The organism is Georgenia yuyongxinii (genome assembly GCF_006352065.1).
Lineage (GTDB): Bacteria > Actinomycetota > Actinomycetes > Actinomycetales > Actinomycetaceae > Georgenia > Georgenia yuyongxinii.
Map to the genome: position 1 here is coordinate 2206134 of NZ_CP040915.1, position 20142 is coordinate 2226275.

The window sequence follows — 20142 nt, forward strand, 5'->3', positions numbered from 1 at the left end:
TCCAGGTCTACCAGGTGACGCCACCGAGCCCGGCCGACGTCCACAGCACGCCCGGGCCCGCTCCCGCTGCGACCGGCGACCCGCCGGCCGCGCTGGCTACTGCGGGTTCTCCGCCATGTACTTGCGCAGCTCGGCGACGTTGGCGTTGTGCTCCTGGAGCGTCGCCGCGAACTTCGTCTCCCCGGTCTCCAGGTTGACGGTCGCGAAGTACAGCCAGTCCCCCGGCGGCGGGTCGACGACCGCGTCGATCGCGGCCTCTCCCGGTGCACCGATCGCCGTCGGCGGCAGGCCGGCGTGCATGTAGGTGTTGTACGGGTTGTCGTTGTCGAGGTCCTCCTGGGTGGGCACGCCGCCCACTTTCCCGACCCCGTAGAGCACCGTGGAGTCCATCTGCAGCCGGCCGGCCACCTCGCCGCCATTGGTGATCCGGTTCTCGATGACCCGGGCCACCTGGCCGTAGTACTCGGGCAGGTTCACCTCGCGCTCGACGATCGAGGCCTCGATGAGCACCTGCTGGCGCTCCTCGACGGGCACCCCGCGCTTGTCGAGGCGGGCGACGGTCAGCTCGACCATGGTGCCGAGGATCTCGCGGGCGTCGTCACCGGGCTGGAAGGAGTAGGTCGCCGCGGCGAGCCACCCCTCGGGGTTCCCGCCGGCCTCGGCCGGCAGCCCGATCCCGGCGGGGTCGGCCGCGGCGGCCTGGACCTCCTCGAGCGGGATGCCGGCGACGTTCGCGATCCGCTCGTACACCTGCTTGGCGTGGAAGCCCTCGGGCACGGTGATGGTGACCTCGGACTTGTTGGCCGGGTCCAGCAGGGCGGCGACGGCGTCGCGCGCCGGCATCTGAAGCAGCAGCGCGTAGGTGCCCGGCTGGATGCGGGGCGCGTTGACGTTCTCCTTGAAGGCGTCGGTGAACGCCCGCACGGAGGCGACGACGTCGGCCTCGTGCAGGACCGTGCCGATGTCCTGCCCGGTCGAGCCCTCCTCGATGACGACCACGGCCTCGCCCGAGCCGGGGCCCGGGTAGTCCTCCGGGCCGCCGGACCCGCGGACGAGGTCGGTCACGCGCGGCACCGCCCACACCGACAGGGCGGCGAGCAGCGCCACGGTCACGAACAGCACCACGGCGCTGCGGCGACGGCGGCGCTTGCGCCGGGCATCGCGGGCGCGGCGGTGCTCGCGGCGCGCGCGCCGGACCTCGGCGTCGTCCCGTTCCGGGGCGGTGGCCTCGAAGAGGTCGCTCACTCCGTCTCCTCCTGCGCTCGGGTGGGGCCCGGGCCGACCAGCTCACCGGCGGGGACGCCGGTGCGCCGCTCGATCTCGAGCGCCTGCTCCACGATCATCACCGCGGCCACCTGGTCCACGACCTCCCGGTGGCGGCGACCCGGCCGACCGGAGGCGTGCAGCGCCTGGTGCGCGCTGACGGTGGTCAGCCGTTCGTCGACCAGGCGCACCGGGAGAGGGGCGAGCGTGGCTGCGACCCGGACAGCGTACCCACGGGCGGCCGCGGCGGACTTGCCCTGCCGTCCCGACAGGCTGCGCGGCAGCCCCACCACCACCTCGATCGCCTCGTGCTCGCGGGCGAGCGCGACCACCTCGGCCAGGTCCGAGCCGTCCTTCTGGCGGGCGACGGTGCGCACCGGGGTGGCCAGGATGCCGCTGGGGTCGCACCTGGCGACGCCGATGCGCACCGTGCCGACGTCGAGGCCGAGCCGGACGCCGCGTCGGAAGGGCCGCGCGGCGCCGGGCTCGTCGGCAGGGTCGGCACCCGCCGGGCCGTCAGTCATGCGCCGACCAGGACGGCCAGCTCCGCGCGGACGCCGTCGAGAGCCTGCGCCAGCGCGGCCGGGTCGGTCCCGCCGCCCTGGGCGACGTCGTCCTTGCCGCCGCCGCCCCCGCCGAGGGTCTTGGCGGCGGTGCGCACCAGGGCGCCGGCGCGCACGCCGGCCTCGCGTGCCCCGGCGTTGGTGGCGACGACGACGACGGGCCGGTCGTTGGCCACGCCGCCGACCGCGACGACGGCGGGGGCGGACTCCCCGAGGCGGGCGCGGACGTCCAGGGCCAGGGTGCGCAGGTCGTCCGCGGAGGCGACCTCACCGGCGTCGTGCGTGACGACGCGTGCGGGACCGACCTGGGCGGCGCCGTCGGCCACCGTGCCCGCGGCGGCGAGCAGCTGCTTCTGACGCAGCGCGGCGAGCTCCTTCTCCGCGGCCTTGAGCTTCGTCATCAGGGAGTCGACCCGCTCCGGGAGCTCCTCCGGGCGCCCGCCGAGCAGGCTGGTGACCTGGCTGACCAGGGCGTGCTCCCTGGCGTGGTAGCCGTAGGCGCCGGCACCGACGAGGGCGTCGACCCGGCGCACGCCGGAGCCGATGGAGGACTCCCCCAGCACCGTGACGAGGCCGAGCTGGCCGGTCTGGGGCACGTGGGTGCCGCCGCACAGCTCCTTGGACCAGTCCCCGCCGATGGAGACCACGCGGACGTTGCGGCCGTACTTCTCGCCGAACAGCGCCATGGCACCGGCCGCACGGGCGGCGTCGATGTCCATGACCTCGTCGGTGACGTCGAGGTTCTCGGCGAGCTGGGCGTTGACCCTGCCCTCGACGTCGCCGAGCACCGACGCCGGCACCGAGGAGCCGTGGCGGAAGTCGAAGCGCAGGCGCGACGGCGCATTCTCCGAGCCCGCCTGGGTGGCCTGGTCGCCGAGGAACTCGTGCAGTGCCTTGTGGACCATGTGCGTGGCGGTGTGCGCGCGGGCGATGGCCTTGCGGCGGGCGGTGTCGATGGCGGCGACGCCGCGCTCGTCCAGGGTCAGGGTGCCCTCGGTGAGCCGGCCACGGTGCACGGACAGGCCCTTGACGGGCGCCTGGACGTCGGCGACGTCCACGATCGCGCCGCCCTCGAAGGTGATCGTGCCCTGGTCGGCGAGCTGGCCGCCGGCCTCGGCGTAGAACGGGGTGCGGTCCAGGACGACCTCGACGTCGGCCGGCGCGGACGCCGTCGGCGCCGGGACGCCGTCGACCAGGAGACCGACCACGCGGGCCTCCGCGGTGGTGTCGGTGTAGCCGAGGAACTGCACGGGCCCGCCCAGACGCGCCTGCAGGTCGGTGTACAGGGACGTGTCCACGTGGCCGGTCTTCTTGGCCAGGGCGTCGGCACGGGCGCGCTGGCGCTGCTCGTCCATGAGGGAGCGGAAGCCGGCCTCGTCCACGGCGACGCCGTGCTCGGCGGCCATCTCCAGGGTGAGGTCGACGGGGAAACCGTAGGTGTCGTGCAGCGCGAAGGCGTCCGCGCCGGAAAGCTGCGCCCGCCCGCCACCGGAGACCGCGGTCTTGGCGCGGGACACGGCGGTCTCCAGGATCGTGGTGCCCGAGGCGAGGGTGCGGCGGAAGGCCTCCTCCTCCGCGTAGGCCACCTGCGAGATGCGGTCGAAGTCCTTCTCCAGCTCCGGGTAGGAGCCCTTCATCGCGTCCTTGGAGGCGGTCAGCAGCACCGGCAGGGCGGGCTCGTCCACCCCGAGCAGGCGCATCGAGCGCACGGCACGGCGGATGAGGCGGCGCAGCACGTAGCCACGGCCGTCGTTGCCGGGGCGCACGCCGTCGCAGATCAGCATCATCGCCGAGCGGACGTGGTCGGCGACCACGCGCATGCGGACGTCGTCCTCGTGGCCGCCGGGGGCGCCGTATGTGCGGCCGGACAGCTCCTGCGCGGCGGCGATCACCGGGTAGACCTCGTCGGTCTCGTACATGTTCGCCTTGTCCTGCAGCAGGAAGGCGAGGCGCTCGACGCCCAGGCCGGTGTCGATGGCCTTGTTGTCCAGCTCACGCAGCAGCGGGTAGTCCTTGCCGGCGCCCTCGCCGCGCAGGTACTGGTCGAAGACGAGGTTCCAGATCTCGACGTAGCGGTCGCCCTGGGTGTCCACCGCCGGGCCGCCGTCGGGCCCGAACTCGGGCCCGCGGTCGTAGTGGATCTCCGAGGTGGGGCCGGCGGGGCCGGGCTGGCCGGTGTCCCAGAAGTTCTCCTCGCGGGTCTGGAACTGCAGCCGCTCGGCGGGCAGGCCGATCTTGTTCAGCCAGATGTCCTTGGCCTCGTCGTCCTGCTCCCAGCAGGTGATCCACAGCCGCTCGGGGTCGAGACCGTAGCCGCCGTCGTCCAGGGAGCTGGTGAGCAGCTCCCACGCCATGGTGATGGCGCCGTCCTTGAAGTAGTCCCCGAAGGAGAAGTTGCCGCCCATCTGGAAGAAGGTGCCGTGCCGGGTGGTCTTGCCGACCTCTTCGATGTCGTTGGTGCGGATGCACTTCTGCACCGACGCCGCCCGCGGCCACGGGGCCTGCTGGGTCCCGATGATGTAGGGGATGAACGGCACCATGCCGGCGATCGTGAAGAGGATGGACGGGTCGGGCGAGACCAGCGGGACGCTGGGCACGACGGCGTGGTCGTGCTTGGCGAAGTAGTCCAGCCAGCGGGTACGGATCTCAGCGGTGCGCATGGTTCCTCAACGGTTCGGTGCGTGGGGCGGTGGGCGAGGCGGCGCGGCCCGGGGCCGCGGTCAGTAGAACGAGTACGGCAGGTCGTCGGTTTCGTCGGGGTCCGTCGCGTCGGCGCCGGTGGCGCCGTCCACGCCGGCGAAGCGGCGTCCGTCGGCAAAGCGCCGTCCGTCGGCGCGGCGCCGGGCCACGTCCGCGCGGGCGGCAGCGACGGCGTCGTCGTCGGGGAGGAGCGCGGTGCGCAGCTCGGCCTCGCGACGGCGGTAGGCCGCGGTGAAGTCGGCGGGCACGGCACGCAGCCGGTCCAGCACGGAGGGGGTGCGGGCGACGACGGCGAGCGTCGCTGTCACCGCGATCGCGCCGAGCACGGCGACGCCGAGGAGCACCTTGGGGCGCACGTCAGCGCCCTCCCCGGCCGCCGAGCACCGAGCGCACCGCGTAGGAGAACGCGGAGATCTTGATGAGCGGCCCGCCGACGGTGGCGGAGACCAGCGTGGTCAGCGCGGAGACGTCCTCGGTGACCCGCGCGGCGGAGGCGGTGATGGTGTCGACCTTCTCGAGCTGGCCGTTGGTCGCCCGGATGGTGGCGACCGCCTCGTCGATGGCCGGGAGGGTGTGGTCGGTCACCTGGCGGACGGTGCCGCGCGCCTCGTCCAGGACCTTGCCGAGCTTGAGCAGCGGGACGGCGAGGACGACGACGAGTGCGACGAACGCCAGCGCGGCGATCAGGCCGGCGATGTCACCGACGGACATGTGGGCTCCTTTGTGCGGGCGCGGACCGGTGCTTCGGACGCGCGGGGGGCGGTCCGGGCACGCGTCAGGCGCAGCGCCCGGACCGCCGGGAACGAGGCTACCGGTTCAACGGCGACGCCCCGGGCACCGGCACAGGCCGGCCGCCCGGGGCGCCACGGTTCGCGAGAAGGATCAGCGCGAGTAGTACTCGACCACGAACTGCTCGTTGCAGGTGACCGGCACCTCGGCGCGCTTGGGGCGGCGCACCAGCTCGGCGCGGAGCTTGGTCAGCTCGACCTCGAGGTAGGCGGGCAGGTTCGGCAGCACGTCGCGGTGCGCGCCGGCGGCCGCGACCTGGAAGGGCACCATGGCCTGGCTCTTCGGCTTGACCTGGACCACCTGGCCGGGCTTGACGCGGAAGGAGGGGCGGTCCACGAGCTTGCCGTCCACCAGGATGTGGCGGTGCACCACGGCCTGGCGGGCCTGGGCGATGGTGCGGGCGAAGCCGGAGCGCAGCACGACGGCGTCCAGACGCATCTCGAGCAGCTCGACGAGGGACTCACCGGTCAGGAACTGCTCGCGGCGGGCCTCCTCGAAGTAGCGCACGAGCTGGGCCTCGCGGATGCCGTACTGGGCGCGCAGACGCTGCTTCTCCTTGAGGCGGACGGCGTAGTCCGACTCGGTGCGGCGGCGGGCGCGGCCGTGCTCGCCGGGCCCGTACGGGCGCTTCTCGAAGTACTTGACGGCCTTGGGGGTCAGCGGGATCCCCAGGGCGCGGGAAAGGCGCACCTGACGGCGCGTGCGGCTCACTGCCATGTTTCGTCCTGTCGTTTGTCTTGACGTCACACCGTGCGGGCGGAGCGCCCGTGCGGCGCGGGGTCGACCGTGATGGCCAGGACCCCAGGTGGTCACCTGTGCCGGAAAAGCCCGGCGAGGCAACCGAAAAAGGTTACCACTACCGTCCCGCGAGGATCTGCCGCAGCCGTTCGAGGCGGGCTGTGATGTCCCGCTCATGGCCGTGCGCGGTGGGCTCGTAGTAGCGGGTGCCTGCGAGCTCGTCGGGGGCGTACTGCTGGGCGGCCACGCCGTGGGGGTAGTCGTGGGCGTACCTGTACCCGTCGCCGTGGCCGTGCTGCTTGGCCCCGGCGTAGTGCGCGTCGCGCAGGTGCGCCGGCACCGGGCCGGCCTTGCCGGCGCGGACGTCGGCCATCGCGGCGTTGATGGCCTTGTAGGCGGCGTTGGACTTGGGCGCGGTCGCGATGTGCACCACCGCCTCGGCGAGCACCAGGGACGCCTCGGGCATGCCGATCATGGCCACGGCCTGGGCTGCGGCGACGGCGGTCTGCAGCGCCGTCGGGTCGGCCATGCCGACGTCCTCGGCGGCGCAGATGACGACCCGGCGGGCGATGAAGCGTGGGTCCTCCCCCGCGACCACCATCCGGGCCAGGTAGTGCAGCGCGGCGTCGACGTCGGAGCCGCGCATGGACTTGATGAAGGCGCTGGTGACGTCGTAGTGCTGGTCGCCCGCGCGGTCGTAGCGCACGGCGGCGACGTCCACGGCCCGCTCGACGGTCTCGAGGGTGATGACCCCCTCGCCACCGTCCTCCGCGGCACCCGCGGCGGCCTCGAGGATGGTCAGCGCCTTGCGGGCGTCGGCGCCGGCGAGGCGGACGAGGTGGTCCTCGGCGTCGGCGTCGAGAGTCAGGGAGCCGCCCAGGCCGCGCTCGTCGGTGACGGCGCGGTGGACGAGGGTGCGGACGTGCTCCTCCTGCAGCGGGCGCAGCGTGAGCAGGAGGGACCTCGACAGCAGCGGGGAGATCACGGAGAAGCTGGGGTTCTCGGTGGTGGCGGCCACGAGGGTGACCCAACGGTTCTCCACGCTGGGCAGCAGGGCGTCCTGCTGGGACTTGGAGAAGCGGTGAACCTCGTCGATGAACAGGACGGTCTCCGCGCCGGAGGTGACCAGGCGGCGGCGGGCCTCCTCGACGACGGCGCGCACGTCCTTCACGCCGGCGGTGACGGCGGAGAGCTCGGTGAAGCGCCGGCCGGAGCCATGCGCGACGAGGTACGCCAGCGTGGTCTTGCCCGTGCCGGGCGGTCCCCACAGGACCACCGAGGACGGACCGGCGCGGCGCGGGCCCTCTGCGGCTGGCTCGACCAGACGCCGCAGCGGGGAGCCGGTCTCGAGCAGGTGGTCCTGGCCGAGGACCTCTTCCAGGGACGCCGGCCGCATGCGCACGGCCAGCGGCGCCGTCGCCCCGACGACGGGCACGCCCGCGTCGTCGGCCCCGGCCGCCTCGAACAGATCCATGCCCCCGACCCTACTTCGCGCCGTGCCGCCCCCTTCCCGGCGAGATGTCATCGTCTCCACCAGATGTCATCTCCTCCGCCAGATGTCATCTCCGCCGGGACATGTCGCCGCTCGCGGCGCGGCCCCTGGGCGGACTGTGCCGCTCGAGGTGGCAGCGACATCACGCACGAGGGCGGGTGGCGGTGGCCGGGGCGGGGGCGGGCCGGTGCGAAGATGTCCTGCGTGTTCGACCGTCTCGGCCGTCTGGCCACCCGCCGTCCACGCACGATCGTCGCCGTGTGGGCCGTGTTCGCGCTCCTGTGCGCGCTCACCGCGCTCATGGGCGTGACCGGGCAGGACCTCTTCGAACGGCTGCGCACCGGCGAGCCCACCGTCCCCGGCTCCGAGAGCCAGGAGGGCCGCGAGATCCTCGCCGACGCGGAGGACTCCGGCACCCAGGTCTCCTTCGTGGTCCAGGGCGCCGACCTGACCGACCCGGACCAGGTGACGGCCATCGGCGAGGCCCTCGCTCCCGCGCACGCCGACCTCGCCGAGATCCACGGCGTCGACACCGTCGTGGACGCCTTCCTGCTGCCGGACACGGTCGCCAACCCGGCGGCGGCCGGGCTGGTCTCGACGGCGCGTGACGGCTTCCTCATGGTCGTCATGCTCGAGCCGACGCTGACCGAGGAAGCCGAGGAGAGCGCGCACGACCTCGTCGTCGCCCGCCTCGAGCGGGTGCCCGGCGAGCTCTCCGCCGCCGTGCCGGGGGTCACCGGCATCGCCAGCTCCTCCGCGATCCTTGCTCAGGAGGTCGTCGACCAAGTGCGCGAGGACCTGGTGACCGGGGAGACCGTGGCGCTGCCGGTCGCCCTGGCGATCATGGTGCTCGTCTTCGCCGGTTTCCTCTCCGCCGGGCTGCCGCTGGTGGGCGCGCTGGCGTCGATCGTCGGCGGGCTCGGCGTGCTGCTCGCGATGACGTACGCGATCGACATCGACTCCTTCGTCATCAACGTCGTGACGGTCCTCGGGCTCGGCCTCTCGATCGACTACGGGCTCCTCATCGTCTCCCGGTTCCGCGAGGAGGCGCACCGCCTGCTCGCCGAGACCGCCGCCGGGACGAGCGTGACCCCGCCGGCCGGGCTGCGCCGTCGGCGTCGCCATCGTGGCCACACGGTCGAGCAGGCGGTGCGCACCACGGTGGCGACGGCGGGCCGCACCGTGGCGTTCTCGGCTGTCACCGTCGCCCTGGCGGTCTCCGGCCTGCTCCTGCTGCGCCCGGAGGTGCTGCGCTCCATCGCCGCGGCCGGGGTGGCGGTGGTGCTGCTCGCCGTCCTGTCCGCGATCACGCTGGTGCCCGCGCTGCTCATGCTGCTGGGCGAGCGGATGCTGCGCCCCTCGCTGCTCGGCCGGGTCCCAGGCCTGCGCCGCGTGGTGAACGGGCTGGGCGACGTCGCCCCCGAGGACGGCGTGTTCTCCCGGCTGGCCCGGGGGGTGCACGCGCACCCCTGGATCGTTCTCGTCGGGACCCTCGCGGTGCTGGGACTGCTGGCCTCACCGGTCGCGGGCCTGCAGATGCGCAACTCCACCACCGAGCTGCTGCCCTCGCAGTCCCCGCAGCGCGACTACATCGCGACCCTGGCGGCGGACTACCCCGCGGCCACCGCGCCGGACGTCACGGTCGTCGCCCGGGCCGGCGCGGACGAGGTCGCCACCCTGGCCGAGGGGGTCACCACCCTCGAGCACGTCGCGGATGTTGCCGCCCCCGTCGCGCTCGACGGCTACAGCGTGCTCAACGTGTTCGTCGACACCGACGACGCCGGCAGCCTTGAGGCCGCCGCAGTCGTGCAGGACATCCGAGCGCTCGACCCCGGCTTCGAGACGTGGGTGGTGGGACAGGCCGCCAACCAGCTGGACTTCAACGCCGCCTTGGTGGAGGGGCTGCCGATCGCCGGCGGCATCATCGTCCTGGCGGTCCTGGTGCTGATATTCCTCATGACTGGGTCTGTCCTCGTGCCCGTGAAGGCCATCGTGGTCAACGTCCTCTCGCTCGCCGCCTCGCTCGGCGTGACGGTGTGGGTGTTCCAGGAGGGGCACGGCGCCGACCTGCTCGGCTTCACCCCGCTCAGCGGCCTGGAGTCCTACGTGGTGGCGGTGGTCGTCGCGTTCGGCTTCGGCCTGGCGATGGACTACGAGGTCTTCCTGATCTCCCGGATCAAGGAGTACTGGGACGCCGGGTACTCCAACGACGAGGCGGTGGAGAAGGGGCTGCAGCGCTCGGGCCGGATCATCACCTCCGCCGCCCTGATCATCGTCGCCGTGTTCGCCGGGTTCATGGCCGGCGACCTCATCGTCATCAAGCAGGTCGGCTTCGCACTGGCCATCACGGTGCTCGTCGACGCCACCCTCGTCCGCATGCTGCTGGTCCCGGCGACCATGACGCTGCTCGGCAAGTGGAACTGGTGGGCGCCGGCGCCGCTGGCACGGCTGTACGACCGGCTCAAGATCGTGCACTGAGCAGCGCTGTTCGGCCCCCACGCCGCTGCGGGTCAATGCCCTCTTCGTCCGGCCCGGGGATTAAGACTAGATCCCTAAAGGCGTTGGTATTCCGCCGATGTCAGCGGCCGCGCATAGGTTGTACTCATGTTCGAAGACGAGCAGGTGAGTGCAACGGCAACCGACGGCGCCGAGGCCACAGTCGACTCCGGCACTGCCCCGGCCGGGCCGTGTTGTCCGGACGCGGCCGAGGATCTGGTGTGTGAGCACCTGCGGGCCTGGTACGCCGCGGAGCTGGCCGAGGTCCGCGCCGCCGAGGCCGCCGAGGTGGCCGCGCTGACCAGATGGCGGTACTGGACCGGGTCGCCCTGGCCCGCGAGGGCCACGAAGGCGCGGCCGAGTCCCTGGGGTGGGTCCCCGAGCACGACGACACGGCACCGGCGTGGGCCGCGCTGGAGCTCCTGCCCGTCACCGGGCTCGACGCCCTGTCCACCGTTGTCCCGCCCGACCCGGCCACCCTGCGGCCCGGCCCGGCCGCCGCGGACCTGCACCCGGACGTGCTCGCCGAGCTCCCCGGCGACACCGCCGCGAGATCGACAGCACCACAACACCCCTGAGCCCCACCATGAACCCCTTCACAAACCCGGCGTACTGAGGGCGGCACACCTCACTGTCGCTCAAGGCTGCCCGTGGCTCGCACGGTCGGTCGAGGGCGCGGCCATCGCCAAGGCAACGATCGCCAGGCAACCGTCAAGGGCTCCGGCTTACCGGGACACCTCTCCCTCAGCCCGAGGCCCTCCCCGGCACAGCCCGTTGCAAACCCATCCGTCCTGCGGAGGAGCGGGCGTCCGCGAGAAGATGCAATGCATGACTCCATCTCGTACCGCGCACGGTGACCCTTCGCACAGCACGCTGGCGATCGTCGGTGGCTACGTCGTCCCCATGGACGGGCAGCCCATCGCGGGAGGAACGGTCCTCGTGGAAGCCGGCCTCGTCACTGCCGTCGGCACCGACGTCACGGTGCCCGATGGCACACCGGTCGTCAACGCCGAAGGTCGCTGGGTCCTGCCGGGATTCATCGACGCCCACGCCCACCTTGGGGTGGCCGAGGAGGGCGACGGCTGGGCCGGCGACGACACCAACGAGAAGACCGGTCCCAACATGGCCGCCGTCCGGGCGATCGACGCGATCAACATCGAGGACCTCGGCTTCCGTGACGCCCTCGAGGGCGGGGTGACCGCCGTCGTCGTCAAACCGGGCTCGGCCAACCCGATCGGCGGACAGACCGCGGCCATCAAGACCTGGGGCGGGCGCACGGTGGACGAGCAGGTCATCAAGGCCGAGGTCTCGGTGAAGTCGGCCCTCGGAGAGAACCCCAAGCGTGTCTATGGCGACCGGCACGAGATGCCGTCCACCCGTCTCGGCGTTGCTCGCGTCATCCGTGAGGCCTTCGTCGGCGCCCGCAACTATGCCGCCGCCCGAGCGCACGCCGCTACCGAGGGCAAGCCGTTCGACCGGGATCTCACCAACGAGGTGCTTGCGCGCGTGCTGGACGGTGAGCTCGTGTGGGACCAGCACACGCACCGGCACGACGACATCGCCACCGCCATCCGGCTGGCCGAGGAGTTCGGCTACCGGCTCGTCGTCAACCACGGGACCGATGGCGCCAAGATCGCCGACGTGCTCGCCGAGAAGGGGATACCAGTGATCTTCGGACCGATGATCTCCAGCCGCTCGAAGGTCGAGCTGCGGGATCGGGGCTTCGCCAACCTCGCGCGCCTCGCCGAGGCCGGCGTCGAGGTGGCGATCACGACCGACCATCCGGTCGTGCCGATCAACTTCCTGGTCCACCAGGCGTCCTTCGCGGTCAAGGCAGGCCTCGACCGCGAGGTCGCCCTGGCGGCGCTGACTGTCAACCCAGCCCGGATGCTGGGTTTGGACGGCCGGGTCGGTCGGCTGGCGCCCGGCCTCGACGGCGACGTCGTCATCTGGTCCGGGGACCCGCTGGACGTCTACTCCTACGCCGAGGCGGTCTTCATCGCCGGGCGGGAGGTCTACAGCCGTGATCAGGGGGTGCGCGAACGCAGCGACCTGCGCTGACCCATCGCCCTCCACCGCCTTGGCCCCTCCGGGGGAGCCAGGCCGCCGGCAGCCAAGTCACGTACGCTGGTTGAAAGTTGGACTATCTGGAACTGAGGTCACGTATGAGCAGCGAAGCACCTGAGGTCGCCGGCACCGCAGCAAAGGTCGTCGAGCTTCCCGAGCACGCCGAGGGCGGCAAGTACACGACCCCGGGCAAGGAGTACACCCGGGACACCCGCTACATCACCACGCGGATCACGGCCGACGGCGCCGACGGCTACCCCGTCGCGGCAGGCCGCTACCGGCTCGTCGCTGCCCGTGCGTGCCCCTGGGCGAACCGGGCGATCATCGTGCGCCGGCTGCTGGGTCTCGAAGACGCCATCTCGCTCGGCCTGCCCGGCCCCACCCACGACGCCCGGTCCTGGACGTTCGACCTCGACGACGGTGGTACGGACCCGGTCCTGGGCATCGAACGGCTCCAGGACGCCTATTTCCGCCGGTTCCCGGACTACCCGCGGGGCATCACGGTCCCCGCGATCGTGGACGTCCCCACGGGCGCCGTCGTCACCAACGACTTCGCCCAGATGACCCTCGACCTCTCCACCGAGTGGACGGAGCTCCACCGCCCGGGCGCCCCCGACCTGTACCCCGAGCACCTGCGCGAGGAGATCGACGCCGTCAACCGCAAGGTGTTTGCCCAGGTCAATAACGGCGTCTACCGCTGCGGGTTCGCCGGTTCTCAGGAGGCTTACGACCGCGCCTACGACCGGCTCTGGTCGGCGATGGACTGGCTCGAGGAGCGGCTCACGCACCAGCGCTACCTGGTGGGCGACACCATCACCGAGGCGGACGTGCGCCTGTTCACCACGCTCGTCCGCTTCGACGTCGTGTACCACGGGCACTTCAAGTGCAATCGCAACAGACTGACGGAGATGCCCGCGCTGTGGGCCTACGCCCGGGACCTCTTCCAGACGCCCGGATTCGGCGACACGGTGGACTTCCAGCAGATCAAGGAGCACTACTACGTCGTCCACACGGACATCAACCCCACGCAGATCGTGCCCAAGGGCCCGGACCTGTCGGGGTGGCTGACGCCGCACGGCCGCGAGGCACTCGGCGGGCGCCCGTTCGGTGACGGCACGCCGTCCGGCGCGGTCCGGGATGGTGAGCGGGTCGACCCCGCCCACACCGCCTCCTCGATGCGCGGCTGAGCCGGCTCAGCCTCGACTACTGATAGCTGACGAACGCGGGCGCGGGCTGCACCTGCATGGTCTGCTCCGGGGTGAGCATCGGGCTGTCCTCGTCGTAGAAGTTCTTCCAACCCCACCACCGGATGCTCGGGGCGTTGGCGTGCAGCGTGCTCCAGGTGGTCTGTTTGGCCGGCTGGGAGCCCTGCCCGTCGGCGTGCACCACGATCGCCAGCTCCGATCGCGACTGGTCGACCGCGTCCACGCCGGGGATCATCCGCACCTGGAACTGGTGCAGGATCAGCACCTTCTGCGGCAGGGAGTTCGCCCGGACCAGGTCCGCCAGCCAGGTGACCACCTGGTCGACCTCGGCGACGTCGACCTGACCGATCTGTCGCAGATGGACCTGGTCCGGCTTCAGCCGCCACTCCGGGTCCAGCGCCAGCCCCACGTTGGGCAGCTTCAGCAGCTCCTCGTAGCGCTTGGCCTGGGTGAGGAAATCCGTTCGGCCAGGCTGGAGGTCGAGGACGACGTACTGATCCTGCTCGTGCGCGAGGTCGACCAGCGGGCGCAGCTGCTCCACCGTCGCCTCGGCCGAGTAGTTCCCGTCGTCGCCCGGTCCGGCCGACGCCACGGTCGCGATGATCTCCAGGGCCGGCACCACCTGGGTGTCGGTCAGCGCTCGGAACGGCTCGGCGTGGGCACGTGCCCGCTCGGTCGTGGCGGCGGCGTCCTGCTCGCCCAGCACCCCCAGCGCACTGCTGCCCGGGTGCCCGTAGAGCGCGATGTAGGTCTTGCCCGGCAGGGCGAGCTGACCGCCGCCGGGCAGCTCGGTCCCCGTGCGAGCGGTCGCGACGCGCCAACCCAGCGTGCCGGCGTCGCCGAACGCGGTGCCCAGTCCCAGGACGACCTCGGGGGCGTTCGCCGCGGTCTCCTGGACGGACTCGGCGGTCGCGCGAGGGTCACCGGTGGGCACCACCTGAACCTTGGCACCCGCCACCCGCGCGTTGGCCACGGCGGCGGCCTGCTGGGGCTCGCCGGTGGTCATGACGACGACGGCCTCCGCCGCCGGCTCCGGCGGTGCGGAGAGCGGCAGCTCGGCGGCCTCGGCGGCCTCGGCGGTGGCGTCAGCCGACGGCGATTCATCGGTTTTGCCGGCTGTCGGTCCGGGAGTGGTCGACTCTTCGGTGTCCGGCGCCACCCCGGCCTCCGGCGCGGGCTCGGCCTCCGGCGCAGGCTCCGCGGGCTTGAGCAGCACCGGAGCCGCCGGGTCGAGACTCGCCACGGCGGCGACCTCGCCGCCGGCCGCCACCGGCTCCCCCGTGCCCCACGTCACCTCGAGCAGCTCGCCCAGCGCCTCGGCGTCCCGGGGCGCCTCGACCACCGCGACGTCCGGGGCGCCGTCGGGCAGGTCGGCGTCTCCCACCATGAGCACCGCCTCGGGATCCAGTCGCTCGAGCTCGCCGCGCACGACGGCGTCGTCACCGTCCACCAGCACGGGCACCCCGAGGGCGCTGGCGGCGGACGCGCCCTGGAGCACCTCGACCTCGCTCGCCAGCACCACCACCGGCGCAGAGGTGAAGAACGCCCGGCTGGACTCACCGGCCAGGCCCGCGGCGTCGTCGACCGCGAGCACGGCGGTCTCGGCAGGCACGGTCAGCGCGCTGACCGCAGGTTCGGGCGACGGCGACGGCGACGGCGGGGTGCTCGTCGCGCCGTCGTCCTGACCGGCCGTGGTGCAGGCGGCCAGGAGGAGAGCGACGGGCAAGACAGTAATGGCGCGACGGCGCACGAGGGATCGGTCCTTCCGGTGGATGCTGCGTCCGGGGGCCACGGTACGTGCCCGTCGGAGGCCGACAGGATTGCCGTGCCGAACGTCTCAGCGGATGACGGCGCGCAGGTTCCCCAGCGTCAGCGGGCTCGGCGGCAGCCCGCGCCCGGCAGACCCGGCGAGCGACCAGCACGCCCACGTCGCACCGCCTACGCCGTCCGCGGGACCCCGCGCGTGCGCGCAGCGGGCCAGCACGGTCAGCCCGAGCCAGGCGGTCGCCTCACGCGACTCCAACCACGTGACCATCCCTTCCGGGTCGTCGGTCAGGGCGCGCCCCGCGACCAGGGACAGGTCCTGCATGTCCAGCGCCAGCTCCAGCTGGGCGGCCGCACCCGTCGGTCCGGCCACCGTGCCGGCGCCGATGTGGTCCAGGGCGTTCCCGCACGAGCGCAGCACTCGCGCGACGTACGCGCGCACCATCGGCATCGCGCTGCCCCGCGCCACCAGCAGCAGCACCAGCACCGCGACCGCCAGGCCGATCACGGTGTCGAGCAGACGCTCGGAGATCACCTGCCCGACGGCGTCGCCCCCGCCGGAGGTCGCGATCGTCAGGGCGAGCGGGGTGATCAACGAGACCGCGACGGCGTAGTTGCGCGGCACCGCCAGCTCGATCGCCCCCTGCAGCACGATGAGGATCGCGACGGTGACCCACTGGGACGGGTCGGCCAGTGTGATGAGCGCGAAGATGGCGAGGCCGACGATGGTGCCGACGAACCGGTTGCGAGCGCGAATCAGGGACCGACGCCGGTCCAGGCCCTGGTACAGCACGAGCGCGGCGACCATCATCGCCCAGTAAATGTGGTCGGTCCCTGCGGTGAGGGCGATCAGGCCGGAGACGACGATCCCCAGGGCGACGCGACCAGCGGCGTCCAGCGGCACGGTCGGGGACCGGAACCCGCGCACCAGCATCTGCCTGGTGGTCGGCAGGCGCAGCGGCGCCTCGGCCTGGTCGGCAGCGAGATCGGGGTTCGGGGACGTCCCGGGCAGCATCTGGGCGGCGTAGGAACGGTGCAGCCCCTGCAGCTCCGCCACGCGGGCGGTCGCGCCCGGGCGGCGCGACGTGGTGTCGCCGCTGTCCCAGAGCATCCCCCAGGCGTGGTGCAGCGCCGCGGCGGCGTGCTGGGACAGCATCTCGGCGCCGTCGGAGTACGGGTTCGCGGCAAGGAATCTCTCGACGGCGGAGCGTGCCTGGCGCAGCGCCCGCAGCTGCGGGGCCGCCGGGTTGAGCAGGAGGTCGGCCATGGCGATCGGCACCGCGCAACCGGCTCCGATGGCGGTGGCCGCGATCATGAGGGTGGGTGACACGGAGCCCTGGGCGGGGATGAACCCCGCCACTCCCGCGACCATGACGAAGAAGAACGCACCGGGCGGGCCGACGCGCAGAGCCAGGGTGGCGAAGGTCGCGACCGCGCCGATGAGTGTGAGCAGGGCGATCGCCGCCCAGCCGATGCCGGCCGTCAGGGCACCCAGCGCGGAGGACGCCACGAAACCGAGGGCGACGACCACGAGCATCTTCCAGCGGTACCGCAGCGGACGGCCCGCGCCGTAGAGCACGGTGAATGCCCCGGTGCTGGCCATCAGGCCCACCTGGTGGTGACCGAGCAGCGTCAGCGTGATCAGCGGGACCGCGATCGCGGCGCTGGCTCGGGCCGCGGTCGGCCACGCCAGCGAGGCCAGCCATCCGACGGACTCGCGGGCCTCGGTCCCGACGCCCCCGGTCCGTGCGGTCACAGATGCGCTCCTGTCGGGGGTGTGGGGGTCGGCTGCAGAACCCAGGATATCTGCGGACACCGGTACCCACCTCGAGGGGCGCGGGTGGTGGTGGCCACCCGGAAGGAACCACCGCCGTGCGCGGTTCCACTGAGAGCCAAGGCGGTCGCCCCGGTGCCACACGCGTCGACAGGAACGCCATGTCGGACTACGGACACACCGTCCACCTCGGGATCTTCCCCACGCCCACCTCGCGCGAACCCGCCCGCGTGGTCCGGCTGGCGCGGCTGGCCGAGGAGGTCGGGCTCGACCTCGTCGCCATCCAGGACCACCCGTACCAGCCGGCGTTCCTCGACACGTGGACCCTGCTGTCCTACCTCGGCGCGGTGACCGAACGGATCCACCTGGCGCCCGACGTCGCGAACCTGCCGCTGCGTCCGCCGGCGGTGCTGGCCCGCGCGGTCGCCAGCCTGGACCTGCTCACGAACGGCCGGGTCGCCCTCGGGCTCGGGTCCGGGGCGTTCTGGGACGCCGTCGTCGCCATGGGTGGTCCGCGCCGCCAACCTGGCGAGGCGGTCGAAGCGCTGGAGCAGGCGATCGACGTCATCCGTGAGCTGTGGGACCCCACGCGGCGGCACGTACGCGCCGGTGGGGACGTCTACGCCGTCGACGGGGCCAAGGCCGGCCCGGCACCCGCGCACGACGTCCCGATCTGGGTGGGCGCGGCCAGGCCGCGCATGCTACGCCTGACGGGTCGCCTGGCCGACGGCTGGCTGCCCAGCGCGAGCTGGATGCGGCCCGAGGGGTTGGCGGCCGCCAACGCGGTGATCGACGAGGCCGCCCGCGCGGCGGGCCGTTCCCCGGCGGCGGTGCGCCGGCTCTACAACGTCGACGGGTCCTTCGGCGCCGGCACCGGCTTCCTCGAGGGACCCGCCGAGGCCTGGGTCGAGCAGCTCGCGGAGCTCGCCGTCACCGAGGGCATGGGCACTTTCATCCTCGCCGCGGACGACGAGGAGAAGGTCCGCCGCTGGGGCGAGGAGGTGGCGCGCGGCGTGCGCGAGCGCGTGGCCGCCCGGCGGGGCATGACCGATCCCACAGGACCCCGCCCTCCGGACCGCGGAAGAATCGGGGCATGACCATCCCCGCGACCCACCTGACCCCGGGTGACCTCGGCCTGCGCCGCGGCGAGGGCCTCGGCCCGCAGGCCACCGTGGTGCAGGTCTCCAGCGCGTTCTGCGCGCCATGCGCGGCGGCCCGGGCGGTGGCCGCGCGGGTCGCCCAGACGGCCGACGGCGTCCGGCACGTCGAGGTGGACGTGGCCGGGCACGAGGAGCTCGCCGCCATGCTCCAGATCCGCAGCACGCCGACGGTGCTGGTCCTCGACGCCGCCGGCGCAGTCCGTCACCGGGTGGAGGGCGTGCCGCGGCTCGCCTGGCTCCGCTCCGCCGTCGGCGTGGCGTGAACGCTCAGGCGCGTGCGACGGCCAGGCTGGCCACGATGCGCTCGACGAGGTCCGCGGTCTCCTGCCAGTCCTCCACCGCGTGCGTCGGCATCCCGAGGCGGACCACCGGGTAGTCGTTGCCACCCTTGTCGAGCCGGTCGCCCACGAACAGCATGTCCGCCAGCTCGATACCGGTCTGCTCGCTCAGCCGGGTCATGCCGTAGGCCTTGTCCACCCCGGCGCGGGTGATGTCCACCGACGTCGAGCCGCCCGAGCGGACCTCGAGGTCAGGCAGCCGGGCGGCGACGGCGTCACGCAGGGCCGCCTTCTTCTCGCCTGTGGGGTCCCACGCCTTCTTGGCCGCCAGCGGGGCCTGCTGCCCCAGGGCCGAGAAGGTGATCTGCGAGCCACGGTCCTCGAGGATCTCCCCCCAGGTCTCCTGCTCCCACAGACCCAGCCGCCTCGCCTCGGACTCCACCGCAGACCGGGCGCTGTCACGCTCGGCGTCGGTGAGGTCGTGGGCGTACACCTGCTCCCAGTCCCTACCGTCGTGGACCAGGTACCGCGTGCCGCAGGTCGGCATGAGGTGCAGCCGCGAGAGCTGCTCGACGCTGGCTGGCAGGTGGGTGAGGACCTGGTCGCGGAACTGGCCGAAGTGACCGCCGGAGATGATGCACACCGGCACGGAGTCCAGCAGCGCCGCCAGTGCGGCTGCCATCCGGGCGGGCATCGGGGACTTCGACGGCGCGAGGGTGTCGTCGAGGTCGAAGGCGATCAGTCGCACGTGGTCCGTCACATCTCTCCTGGCTGCTCGAGGGCCGGCACCGGGGCGCGGCACGCACGCCGGAACGGCGTGCTCGTCCTGTCGATTATGCCCGGCCGCCCCGCGCGCGGGCACGAACGGGTGGCAGCCCTGAGGGCGACCGACCTGCCGTCGCCGGCGCCACCTGGGCGACCAGGTGGGTTGTTCGGCACAATGGCCGCCATGACTGTGCCCCGGTTCACGCTCAACGACGGTCGTTCCCTGCCCGCGATCGGGCTCGGCACCTGGCCGATGTCGGACGCCGAGGCTCGCACCGCCGTCGCCGAGGCCATCCGCACCGGCTACCGGCTGATCGACACCGCGGCGAAGTACGGCAACGAGGTCGGGGTCGGTGAGGGCATCGCCGAGTCGGGGGTGCTGCGCGAGGAGATCGTCGTGACCAGCAAGCTGCGCGGCGACGACCAGGGGTACGAGGAGACCCTGCGCGCCTTCGAGCAGACCCGCCGGGACCTGGGGGTGGACTACGTCGACCTCTACCTCATCCACTGGCCGCTCCCCCGCCTCGACAAGTACGTCGACTCCTGGCGGGCGCTGGTGAAGCTGCGCGAGGACGGCCTGGTGCGCTCCATCGGCGTCTCCAACTTCACCGCCGAGCACCTCGACCGGATCATCGACGAGACCGGCGAGGCGCCGGCGGTGAACCAGATCGAGATGCACCCGGCCTTCCCGCAGGCAGAGCTCCGGCGTGCCAACGCCGAGCGCGGCGTGCTGACCCAGTCCTACCAGCCCCTGGCACGCGGACGGCTCCTGCAGGAAGCGGCGGTCAGGGAGGCGGCCGGGTTCCACGGCGCGACGCCGGCCCAGGTGGTGCTGCGTTGGCACCACCAGCTCGGGGTGCTGCCGATCCCGAAGAGCGCCGACCCGCAACGGCAGAAGGAGAACTTCGACATCTTCCGGTTCGCGCTGCGCGAGTGGGAGATGGAGCGCATCTCGTCCCTCGCGAGCCGCCGGCTCGGCGGTGACCCGGAGACGCACGAGGAGTTCTGACTCCCCGAGCGCCCTCGCCCCACCCCGTGAGATGTCAAGTTCTCCGCGACATGTCACGGCTCGGCCGCCGGCACCGGCA

Annotated in this window: 17 protein-coding genes; 7 read left to right on the forward strand and 10 right to left on the reverse strand. The window is 72.7% G+C overall.

The features are described from left to right. Nucleotides 1-96 precede the first annotated feature (96 nt). The 7 genes from mltG to FE374_RS10045 all read right to left on the reverse strand — a co-directional run bounded on the left by mltG (nt 97) and on the right by FE374_RS10045 (nt 7527). Nucleotides 97-1245, reverse strand: coding sequence for an endolytic transglycosylase MltG (gene mltG, locus FE374_RS10015; protein ID WP_139928704.1), 1149 nt, complete (start codon nt 1243-1245; stop codon nt 97-99). Beyond that, nucleotides 1242-1787 (reverse strand): Holliday junction resolvase RuvX, encoded by a 546-nt coding sequence (gene ruvX, locus FE374_RS10020; protein ID WP_139928706.1) that lies wholly within the window; start codon nt 1785-1787, stop codon nt 1242-1244. The genes mltG and ruvX overlap by 4 nt, the downstream gene beginning before the upstream one ends. Next, the gene (gene alaS, locus FE374_RS10025; RefSeq protein ID WP_139928708.1) at nt 1784-4486 is read right to left on the reverse strand and encodes an alanine--tRNA ligase; all 2703 of its coding nucleotides are present in this window, start codon (nt 4484-4486) and stop codon (nt 1784-1786) included. The genes ruvX and alaS overlap by 4 nt, the downstream gene beginning before the upstream one ends. A 60-nt stretch (nt 4487-4546) precedes the next feature. Further along, on the reverse strand, nt 4547-4882 hold the full coding sequence (locus tag FE374_RS10030; RefSeq protein WP_139928711.1) for a hypothetical protein: 336 nt from the start codon (nt 4880-4882) through the stop codon (nt 4547-4549). Nucleotide 4883: 1 nt separating this feature from the next. Then, nucleotides 4884-5237: a DUF948 domain-containing protein gene (locus FE374_RS10035; protein WP_139928713.1), complete on the reverse strand. Its 354-nt coding sequence runs from the start codon at nt 5235-5237 to the stop codon at nt 4884-4886. Nucleotides 5238-5408: 171 nt separating this feature from the next. Next, nucleotides 5409-6032, reverse strand: coding sequence for a 30S ribosomal protein S4 (rpsD, locus tag FE374_RS10040; protein WP_139928715.1), 624 nt, complete (start codon nt 6030-6032; stop codon nt 5409-5411). A gap of 139 nt (nt 6033-6171) precedes the next feature. After that, nucleotides 6172-7527: a replication-associated recombination protein A gene (locus FE374_RS10045; RefSeq protein ID WP_139928717.1), complete on the reverse strand. Its 1356-nt coding sequence runs from the start codon at nt 7525-7527 to the stop codon at nt 6172-6174. Between the two features lie 213 nt (nt 7528-7740). Between FE374_RS10045 and FE374_RS10050 the strand changes: the two genes are divergently transcribed. The 4 genes from FE374_RS10050 to FE374_RS10065 all read left to right on the forward strand — a co-directional run bounded on the left by FE374_RS10050 (nt 7741) and on the right by FE374_RS10065 (nt 13295). Continuing rightward, nucleotides 7741-10023, forward strand: a complete 2283-nt coding sequence (locus FE374_RS10050) for an MMPL family transporter (RefSeq protein ID WP_139928719.1) — start codon at nt 7741-7743, stop codon at nt 10021-10023. A 323-nt stretch (nt 10024-10346) separates the two neighbouring features. Next, nucleotides 10347-10619, forward strand: a complete 273-nt coding sequence (locus tag FE374_RS10055) for a hypothetical protein (protein WP_139928721.1) — start codon at nt 10347-10349, stop codon at nt 10617-10619. 250 nt (nt 10620-10869) lie between these two features. After that, nucleotides 10870-12102, forward strand: coding sequence for an amidohydrolase (locus tag FE374_RS10060; RefSeq protein WP_139928723.1), 1233 nt, complete (start codon nt 10870-10872; stop codon nt 12100-12102). Nucleotides 12103-12206: 104 nt separating this feature from the next. After that, nucleotides 12207-13295 carry a glutathione S-transferase family protein gene (locus FE374_RS10065; protein WP_139928725.1) on the forward strand — a complete coding sequence of 363 codons (1089 nt, stop codon included), beginning with the start codon at nt 12207-12209 and terminating at the stop codon, nt 13293-13295. A gap of 16 nt (nt 13296-13311) precedes the next feature. On the opposite strand, the gene FE374_RS10070 is transcribed toward FE374_RS10065, so the two are convergent. Continuing rightward, nucleotides 13312-15039 carry a hypothetical protein gene (locus FE374_RS10070; protein WP_230978236.1) on the reverse strand — a complete coding sequence of 576 codons (1728 nt, stop codon included), beginning with the start codon at nt 15037-15039 and terminating at the stop codon, nt 13312-13314. Nucleotides 15040-15150: 111 nt separating this feature from the next. After that, the gene (locus tag FE374_RS10075; protein ID WP_139928729.1) at nt 15151-16833 is read right to left on the reverse strand and encodes an FUSC family protein; all 1683 of its coding nucleotides are present in this window, start codon (nt 16831-16833) and stop codon (nt 15151-15153) included. Between the two features lie 179 nt (nt 16834-17012). Here FE374_RS10075 and FE374_RS10080 point away from each other — a divergent pair, with 179 nt between their 5' ends. Both FE374_RS10080 and FE374_RS10085 read left to right on the forward strand, forming a co-directional pair. Beyond that, nucleotides 17013-17948 carry an LLM class flavin-dependent oxidoreductase gene (locus FE374_RS10080; protein WP_139928731.1) on the forward strand — a complete coding sequence of 312 codons (936 nt, stop codon included), beginning with the start codon at nt 17013-17015 and terminating at the stop codon, nt 17946-17948. Continuing rightward, nucleotides 17945-18274: a thioredoxin family protein gene (locus tag FE374_RS10085; protein WP_139928733.1), complete on the forward strand. Its 330-nt coding sequence runs from the start codon at nt 17945-17947 to the stop codon at nt 18272-18274. Before FE374_RS10080 ends, FE374_RS10085 begins: the two co-directional genes overlap by 4 nt. Nucleotides 18275-18278: 4 nt before the next feature. Here the strand turns inward: FE374_RS10085 and FE374_RS10090 are convergent, their stop codons facing one another. After that, entirely contained in the window at nt 18279-19049 is a 771-nt protein-coding gene (locus tag FE374_RS10090) for an HAD-IIB family hydrolase (RefSeq protein WP_139928735.1), read from the reverse strand. A gap of 180 nt (nt 19050-19229) precedes the next feature. Here FE374_RS10090 and FE374_RS10095 point away from each other — a divergent pair, with 180 nt between their 5' ends. After that, a complete protein-coding gene (locus tag FE374_RS10095; RefSeq protein WP_456319079.1) occupies nt 19230-20063 on the forward strand; it encodes an aldo/keto reductase in 834 nt (277 codons plus the stop codon). Nucleotides 20064-20142: the final 79 nt, after the last annotated feature.